The following is an 8,281-nucleotide window of genomic DNA, read 5'->3' on the forward strand; positions in this document are numbered from 1 at the left end:
CATCGTCACGCATCAGCGCCCGGCGCGCCAGGCAATTGCCCGCCGCCCAGCATGCCGCGCAGCAACTCGTCGAAGCCGGTGCGCAGTTCGTCGAGGCTCGGCACCGCGGAGTGGAACGATCCCACCGCGCAGGAGAACATCAGCCCCTCGCACCAAGCGACCAGGGACAGTGCGTGCCGCTCCGGCGCCGGCGAACCCGCCCGCGCCATCATCGCGATCAGCGGCCCGTGGAATGCCGCGCCGGCCGCGTCGAAGAAGCTGCGCAGCTCCGGGCGGCGGGTCGCCTCCAGGGCCAGCTCGTAGCGGGAGACCAGCAGCGGGCGGTGGTCGGTGAGAAAGCGGTGCAGGGCGAGCGCGAGCGCGTCGGCCATGGCCCGTACACCGCCGTCCGGGGCCGGCAGCTCGTCCGGGGCGAGCACCTGCGCATCGTGGTGCGCCTGGCGGCGCACTGCGGTCTCCAGAAGCGCCTGCCGGGTGCGGGCATGGTTCGAGGTCGAGCCCTGGGGGAGCCCGGCCCGCTCGTCGACGGCGCGGTGGGTGAGCCCGCGCATGCCCCGCTCGGCGAGGAGGGCCAGCGCGGTGTCGCCGATCAGATCGGCCCGCGGGGACGTCGGCGCGGGGGAGGTGCGTGCGGTCATGGGGCCAACCTATCGAGCCCGCACTGGCCGACGCGACTACACCTGTAGTACCGTCGAACGCGTCACTACAGGTGTAGTTGCGAGGAGGAGTCATGCAGCAGCATGCCGTCGTCATCGGTGGCGGAATCGGCGGGCTCACCGCCGCCGTCGCGCTCCATCAGCAGGGGTGGCGGATCACCGTCCTGGAACGGGCCGCGTCCCTCGCGCCCGTCGGGGCCGGCATCGGACTCGCCCCCAACTCCCAGCGCGCCCTCGACGTCATCGGCCTCGGCGACCGCGTCCGCGAGCTCGCCGCCTGGCAGGGCGACGGCGGCATGCGCACCCCGTCCGGCCGCTGGCTGTGCCGCACCGACGCCGCCGCGGCCGCCGATCGGTTCGGCGGCCCGCTGGTCCTGCTGCACCGCGCCACCCTCGTCGACCTGCTGCTCTCCGCCCTCCCCGACGGAGCCGTCCGTACCGGGGCAACGGCCTCCGTCGCCGACCCCGGCGACGACCGGCGCCCGGCGCTCGTCGCTGTGCAGGGCGACGCGTCCGCGGACGAGAGCGTGATCGAGGCGGACCTCGTCGTCGCCGCCGACGGCATCCACTCCGCGATCCGCCGCGGCCTCTTCCCGGACCACCCGGGACCCCGCTACTCCGGCTTCACCACCTGGCGCGTCGTCATCCCCGCACCCGACCGGTCGTTCGCGCCGCACGAGACCTGGGGCCGCGGTGCCCTGTGGGGCACCCAGCCGCTCAAGGACGGCCGGATCTACGCGTACGCCATGGCCGCCGCCCCCGCCGGCACGCACGCCCCCGACGACGAACGGGCCGAGCTGCTGCGCCGCTTCGGCGACTGGCACGACCCGATCCCCGCGATCCTCGCCGCTGCCGCGCCCGAGGCGGTGCTGCGGCACGACGTGCACCACCTGATCACGCCGCTGCCCGCCTTCCACCGCGGCCGGGTCGCGCTCCTCGGCGACGCCGCCCACGCGATGGAGCCCACCCTCGGCCAGGGCGGCAACCAGGCCATCGAGGACGGCATCGTGCTCGGCCACCACATCGCCACCGGGCTGCCCCCCGGCCAGGCGCTGGCCGGGTACACCGCGGACCGACTGCCCCGCACCACCGCGATCGTCCGCAAGGCCGCCCGCACCGGACGGCTCACGATGATGACCTCCCGGCCCGCCGTCGCCGCCCGCGACGCGATCATCGCCGCCGTCTCGTGCTTCGGGCCCGGTCTCGTGCTGCGCGGCTTCGACGGCATCGCCGACTGGGCCCCGCCGGGTGCGACGTATGCTGCCGACAGGCAGGACCTGCCGGAACGTCAGGTACGACACGCGACCAAGCGCTAGGGAGACCCCCGTGAGGATCGGCTGCATCGGGCTCGGAGACATCGCGCAGAAGGCGTACCTGCCCGTCCTGTCGACCCTCCCGGGCGTCGAGCTCCACCTCCAGACGCGCACCCCCGAGACGCTCGCGCGCGTGGGAGACGACTACCACGTCCCCGGCGCGCAGCGGCACCTCGACCTCGACTCGCTGCTGTCCGCCGGACTCGACGCCGCCTTCGTGCACGCCTCGACCAGCGCCCACCCCGCGATCGCGACCCGGCTGCTCGAGGCCGGCGTGCCGACCTACGTGGACAAGCCCCTCGCGTACGAACTCGCCGATTCCCGCAAGCTGGTGGAGCTCGCCGAGGAGGGCGGCACCAGCCTCGCCGTGGGCTTCAACCGGCGGCTCGCCCCCAGCTACGCGCAGTGCCTCGACCACCCGCGCGAGCTGATCCTCATGCAGAAGAACCGGGTCGGCCTGCCCGAGGACCCGCGCACCTTCGTCCTCGACGACTTCATCCACGTCGTCGACACGCTGCGCTTCCTGCTGCCCGGCCCGGTCGAGCACACCGACGTGCGCGCCCGCGTCCGCGACGGGCTGCTGCACCACGTCGTGCTGCAGCTCTCCGGCGACGGCTTCACCGCCCTCGGCATCATGAACCGGCTCAGCGGCTCCACCGAGGAGATCCTGGAGGTCTCCGGCCAGGACACCAAGCGCCAGGTCCTCAACCTCGCCGAGGTCGTCGACCACAAGGGCCAGCCCACGATCCGGCGGCGCGGCGACTGGGTGCCCGTCGCCCGGCAGCGCGGCATCGAGCAGGCCGTCCACCTCTTCCTCGACGCCGTGACCAAGGGCCGCACGCTCAGCGCCCGCGACGCGCTGCTCACCCACGAGCTGTGCGAGCACGTGGTGCGCGAGTGCCGCGTGCAGGCCGCCTGAGCGACCCCACGCCCTCCACCGCGCACAGCGCCGCCAGCACCGCCAGCGCCGCGTACACCGGCCAGTCGCCGTACCGGACGTACCCGGTCGTCGTCGCGGACAGCGGTACGGAGTACACGGCGGCGCCGCTGAAGTCCGTGCCCAGCGGGTCGCCCGCCCGCGCGCCGTCCGGGCCGTACACCGCGCTCACCCCGGTCAGCGTCGCGTGCACCACCGGACGACCGGACTCCGCCGCCCGCAGCGCCGCCAACGAGGCGTGCTGCTCCGGTGCCCAGCTGCCCTGGAACGTCGACGTCGCCGACTGGGCGACCAGCAGTTCCGCGCCGTCCCTGACCAGCCGCCGGGTCATGTCGGGGAAAGCCGACTCGAAGCAGACCAGCGGCCCGACGCGCAGCCCCTCCGGGCCCGGCAGGGTCATCACCACGGGCGTCTCGCCGCGCCGACGGTCTTCCCCTGCGGCCTTGCCCACCGACGTCGCCCAGCCGAGCACCGCCCGGGCCGGCACGTACTCGCCGAACGGGACGAGGCGCATCTTGTCGTAGCGGTCGCCGGTGGGCCCCTCGGCGCCGATCAGCACACTGCTCTTGAAGATGCCCGTTTCGTCCGACCGGCGTGCGTCCACATTGACCAGCACCGGCGCGTCGAGCGCCCGCGCCAGCGCGGCGAGCCGCTGCGCGCGCTCCGGGTGTGTGGCCAGGTCCATGCCCACACTGCTCTCGCCCCAGACCACGAGGTCCAGATCCTGCCCCACAAGGCCGCGGGTCAGCTCCTCGCCCCGGACGAACCGGCGGTCCGCGCCGCCGGAGCCGTCGTACACCCCCGGCTGCACGACGGCGACCCGGACCAGGTCCGTGACCCGTGGCGGCTCCACCCACATCCAGACCAGGCTCGTGGTGAGCGCGCACACGAGCAGACCCGCCAGGGCGGCGGCGCGCGCGGCGGCCGCCGACACCAGCAGCGTCAGGGCGGTGTTCACCGCCACCACAAGCAGCGTCACCAGCCACACCCCGCCGACCGACGCGAGCCGCAGCGCCGGAGCGACCTCCCACTGACTCGCGCCGAGCAGCCCCCACGGGCCGCCCAGGCCTTCCCAGGACCGCACCAGCTCGATCATCAACCAGCCCGACGGGATCACCGCGAGCGCCGCGGCCGCCCGGCCGACCGACGGCTCGTGGCCCAGCATCGCGCGCACCAGCCAGCCCCACGGCAGCCACAGCAGCCCGAGCAGCGCGGCCAGGACCAGGATGAAGACGTGCAGGCTCGGCATCAGCCAGTGGTGCACGGCCAGAATGAAGCCGAGCCCGCCCAGCCAGCCGTCGAGCGCGGCCCGGCCGGGCGAGCCCGCCGAGCGGATCAGCAGCATCCAGGGCACCAGCGCCCCGTACGCGAACCACCACAGCGACGGCTCGGGGAACGCGAACGCGGGCAGCGCGCCGGCCACGACCGCGAGCAGCCCCCGCCACCACGGGGACGTCAGGGCGGCGCGGGCCGTGGTGCGGGCACCGACCGGAATCCGCATGAACGCGACGCCTCCTCCTGCCGACCTGCCGACCGCCGGGGGAGCGGTGTCGCCTCCAGTGTGCGCGCGGCGCGCGGACGGCGACAGAGGGCGCGGCCGGGGGCGCGCGGCGAGGAGTCCCGGTTCAGCCGGACGGCATCCGCCGCCACTTCTCGTGCACGACCACCGAGCGCAGCCGCCAGCCGGCGTCGGTGCGCAGCAGCCCGAAGGCGTACCGGCCGCCGCAGACGAAGTCCTCGCCCGACTCCAGGCGCATGGGGTTGATGTAGTCGGCCCGTACGTCGGCGGTGTCGCCCGGGTAGCCGCCGAGGTCCTGGAGGCGGATCAGCCGGTTCACGATGAGGTGCTGGCGTACGGGGAACAGCCGCATCGTCTCCGCCAGCCAGTCGGCGACCTCGGTCGCCGGCCCCTCGATGCCGCCCGACCCGCGGTAGTCGGCGCGGCCGCCCCGGGTGAAGAGCGCCCGGTAGCCCGTCCAGTCGGCGTCGTCCACGGCTGCCGCGTACCCGGTGACCACCTCGTCGACGGCCAGCCGGTCCATCACGGTCGCGAGATCCACGCGCTGCGTCATCGCCTCAGTGTCGACCACGGGCGGGACGGGGCCAAGGGCTGTGCACCTACCGGCCTAGGCGGCTTCCCAAAGGTGCGGGCGGCCGCCGCGCCATTCCACCAGGTGCGGGTCGTCCAGGACCATGTCGGCGTCGTCGAGCCCGGCGCGGCGCAGGAACTCGACGAGATCGGCGTCGTTGTGCGCCAGGCCCACGATCTGCCCGCGCACGGTGACGCGCCGCCCGCCGTCGGCGTCGGGTCGATGCACGATGATCGGTGCTTGCCAGGCCATGGCACCAGGGTGCCTCGCCCGCCCGAAGATCGCCCGGGGGCGTCCTGGCGGGAAGCGGGTCAGCCCGCGGACTCGCCCGCGTGGGGGCTCAGGGAGTCCGAGCCGACCAGGATGAACAGAACGATGCCGAGGATGATCCGGTAGATCACGAAGGGCATGAAGCTCTTGGTGGTGATGAACTTCATGAACCAGGCGATGACCGCGTAGCCCACGCCGAACGCGATGATCGTCGCGAAGATCGTCGGCCCCCAGGACACATGTCCGCCCTCGCCCGCGTCCTTCAGCTCGAAGACGCCGGACGCCAGCACCGCCGGGATGGCGAGCAGGAACGAGTAGCGGGCCGCGGCCTCGCGGGTGTAGCCCATCAGCAGACCGCCGGAGATCGTCGCGCCGGAGCGGGAGACGCCGGGGATCAGGGCCATGGCCTGGCAGAAGCCGAAGATCAGGCCGTCCTTCACCGAGAGGTCCTTGAGCGTCTTGCGCTCCCGGATCGCGCGGTGCCGGCCGCCGATCTCGTCGCGGGCCGCCAGCCGGTCGGCGACGCCGAGCACGACGCCCATCACGATCAGCGTGGTGGCGATCAGCCGCAGGTCACGGAACGGGCCCTCGATCTGGTCCTTGAGCGTGACGCCGAGGACGCCGATCGGGATCGAGCCGACGATGACCAGCCAGCCCATCTGCGCGTCGTGGTCGCTGCGCATCGCCTTGTCGGTCAGCGAGCGGAACCAGGCGGAGATGATCCGCGCGATGTCCTTGCGGAAGTAGATCAGGACCGCGGTCTCGGTGCCGATCTGGGTGATCGCGGTGAACGCCGCGCCCGGGTCCTCCCAGCCCGCGAACGCCGCGGTGAGGCGCAGATGCGCGCTGGAGGAGATGGGGAGGAACTCCGTGAGCCCCTGGACGAGCCCGAGGATGAATGATTCGAACCAACTCATGGGGCTAGGGCCGTCCCGAGTGTGCGCGTGCGGTCATTGGCGAGGCGGTCGATGATCGACCGCCGGTCGCCCCGCAGCGTACCGCCCCTGGGTGAAGCTCCTTGTGCCAGCCCTGGGCTGTCGGCGCTGGCCGGAGGGCCTCCGCCGGAACCGTCAGTCCTCCGCCGGGCCCGCCGTCGTCCAACCCGGCGCGTCCACGCGGGCGGTCAGGCTCGGCCGGTCCGCGTCCTCGCCGCACGCGGCGCAGACGACCTTCGGCGCGAGCTCGGCGCCGCAGCGGTGCTTCAGGACCACCGGCGGCGTCTCGTTGAGGTGTCGGTCGCCCCAGGCCATCAACGCCAGGAGCACCGGCTGGAGTTCCTCGCCGGCCGCGGTCGCGCGGTACTCGAAGCGCTGCGGGCGCTCGCTGTACGGGACCTTCTCCAGGACCCCGGCGTCCACGAGGCGGCGCAGCCGCGTGGTCAGGATGTCGCGCGGCGCACCGGTGTTGCGGGCGATCCGGTCGAACCGGTGCACGCCCAGCAGGACTTCGCGCAGCACGAGCAGGGAGTACTTCTCACCGACCAGGGCCAGGGTGTCGGCGATGGAGCAGGGGCGGGGCGCGGCCTTCATGGGCACCAGCCTAGGGCAGTTTCGGGAGAGGGTTTGAAAACTGGATCAACTGGGCTATGTTACTCGTGAGTGTTAGTCCAGTTTTCCAACTCGGGTTTTCCGACTCAGGAGCCGTGATCATGCGTGACGCCGTCATCGTCGAAGCCGTCCGGACGCCCATCGGACGCGGCAAGGCCAACGGAGCCCTGGCCGACGTCCACCCCGTCGCCCTGCTCTCCCACACCCTGCGCGCCCTCGTGGAGCGCAGCGGCATCGACCCCGCCCTCGTCGACGACGTGATCGGCGGCACCGTCGACCAGGTCGGCGAGCAGGCCATGAACACCACCCGGTACGCCTGGCTCGGCGCCGGATTCCCCGAGTCGGTGCCCGCCACCACCGTCGACCGGCAGTGCGGCTCCTCGCAGCAGGCCGTCCACTTCGCCGCGCAGGGCGTGCTCTCCGGCGCGTACGACATCGTCGTCGCCTGCGGCGTCGAGTCGATGAGCCGCGTCCCGATGTGGTCCAACGTGCCGCCCGGCGCCGACCCCTTCGGCCCCGGCGTCGCCGAGCGCTACCCCGAGGGACTCGTCCCGCAGGGGATCAGCGCGGAGCTGATCGCCGCCAAGTGGTCGATCGGGCGGGAGGCGATGGACGAGTTCGCCGCCGGCTCGCACGCCAAGGCCGCGCGCAACTGGGCGGCCGGGCTCTTCGACGCCGAGGTCGCGCCGTACGGGGACGTCCGCCGCGACGAGTCGGTGCGCCCCGCGACGACGCCCGAGATCCTCGCCGGGCTGCGCCCCGCCTTCCAGGACCCGGTGTTCGCCGAGCGCTTTCCGCAGATCGACTGGTCGGTGACGGCGGGCAACAGCAGCCCCACCAACGACGGGGCCTCCGCCGTCCTGATCATGGCCGCCGAGACCGCCGAACGGCTCGGGCTGCGCCCCCTCGCCCGGCTGCACAGCTTCGCCGTCACCGGCTCGGACCCGCTGCTCATGCTGACCGGCGTCATCCCGGCCACCGAGAAGGTGCTGCGGAAGGCCGGCCTCGGGCTCGCCGACATCGACCTGTTCGAGATCAACGAGGCCTTCGCGAGCGTCGTGCTCGCCTGGCAGCAGGAGACCGGCGCGGACCCGACCAAGGTCAACGTGCACGGCGGGGCCATCGCGCTCGGCCACCCCCTCGGCGCGAGCGGCGCCCGCCTGACGACCACCCTCGTCCACGCCCTGCGTGCCCGCGGCGGCCGGTACGGCCTGCAGGCCATGTGCGAGGCGGGCGGGCTGGCGAACGCGATGATCGTCGAGGCGCTCTGAGGCGAACCGGGCAGGCGGCTACAGCGTGCGAACCGGGCAGGCGGCTACACCGTGCGACCCGGTCCGGCGGCTACACCGGCGACGGCGTCCGCTCCTCCGCCGGCGCGTTCGCGTCCGCGTCCGCGGACGGGCGGCCGCACCGCCGTGCACCAGCTGCAGCATCGGCGTCTCGACCTCGACGAAGCCGAGCCCGTCTT

9 protein-coding genes are annotated in these 8,281 nt (G+C 73.4%); 3 read left to right on the top strand and 6 right to left on the bottom strand.

Annotated features, from left to right (window positions below; all coding sequences use genetic code 11):
• Nucleotides 1-5 precede the first annotated feature (5 nt).
• On the bottom strand, nucleotides 6-638 hold the full coding sequence (locus VIU94_RS12150; RefSeq protein ID WP_331910586.1) for a TetR/AcrR family transcriptional regulator: 633 nt from the start codon (nucleotides 636-638) through the stop codon (nucleotides 6-8).
• 92 nt (nucleotides 639-730) lie between these two features.
• Between VIU94_RS12150 and VIU94_RS12155 the strand changes: the two genes are divergently transcribed.
• Nucleotides 731-1,972, top strand: coding sequence for an FAD-dependent monooxygenase (locus tag VIU94_RS12155; protein ID WP_331910588.1), 1,242 nt, complete (start codon nucleotides 731-733; stop codon nucleotides 1,970-1,972).
• Between the two features lie 10 nt (nucleotides 1,973-1,982).
• Nucleotides 1,983-2,888, top strand: coding sequence for a Gfo/Idh/MocA family protein (locus VIU94_RS12160; protein WP_331910590.1), 906 nt, complete (start codon nucleotides 1,983-1,985; stop codon nucleotides 2,886-2,888).
• Here the strand turns inward: VIU94_RS12160 and lnt are convergent.
• From lnt to VIU94_RS12185, 5 genes are all read right to left on the bottom strand, one after another.
• Entirely contained in the window at nucleotides 2,833-4,407 is a 1,575-nt protein-coding gene (gene lnt, locus VIU94_RS12165; RefSeq protein ID WP_331910592.1) for an apolipoprotein N-acyltransferase, read from the bottom strand. The two genes, VIU94_RS12160 and lnt, sit on opposite strands and share 56 nt — an antisense overlap.
• 124 nt (nucleotides 4,408-4,531) lie before the next feature.
• Nucleotides 4,532-4,978, bottom strand: coding sequence for a nuclear transport factor 2 family protein (locus tag VIU94_RS12170; RefSeq protein WP_331910594.1), 447 nt, complete (start codon nucleotides 4,976-4,978; stop codon nucleotides 4,532-4,534).
• Nucleotides 4,979-5,032: 54 nt separating this feature from the next.
• Nucleotides 5,033-5,248 carry a hypothetical protein gene (locus tag VIU94_RS12175; protein WP_331910596.1) on the bottom strand — a complete coding sequence of 72 codons (216 nt, stop codon included), beginning with the start codon at nucleotides 5,246-5,248 and terminating at the stop codon, nucleotides 5,033-5,035.
• Nucleotides 5,249-5,307: 59 nt separating this feature from the next.
• Nucleotides 5,308-6,183, bottom strand: coding sequence for an undecaprenyl-diphosphate phosphatase (locus VIU94_RS12180; RefSeq protein ID WP_331910598.1), 876 nt, complete (start codon nucleotides 6,181-6,183; stop codon nucleotides 5,308-5,310).
• A gap of 153 nt (nucleotides 6,184-6,336) precedes the next feature.
• Nucleotides 6,337-6,795, bottom strand: coding sequence for a winged helix-turn-helix transcriptional regulator (locus VIU94_RS12185; RefSeq protein ID WP_331910600.1), 459 nt, complete (start codon nucleotides 6,793-6,795; stop codon nucleotides 6,337-6,339).
• 119 nt (nucleotides 6,796-6,914) lie between these two features.
• Here VIU94_RS12185 and VIU94_RS12190 point away from each other — a divergent pair, with 119 nt between their 5' ends.
• On the top strand, nucleotides 6,915-8,084 hold the full coding sequence (locus tag VIU94_RS12190; protein WP_331910602.1) for a thiolase family protein: 1,170 nt from the start codon (nucleotides 6,915-6,917) through the stop codon (nucleotides 8,082-8,084).
• The last annotated feature ends 197 nt before the right edge of the window (nucleotides 8,085-8,281 follow it).

The organism is Streptomyces sp. (assembly GCF_036566765.1).
Classification (GTDB): domain Bacteria; phylum Actinomycetota; class Actinomycetes; order Streptomycetales; family Streptomycetaceae; genus Streptomyces.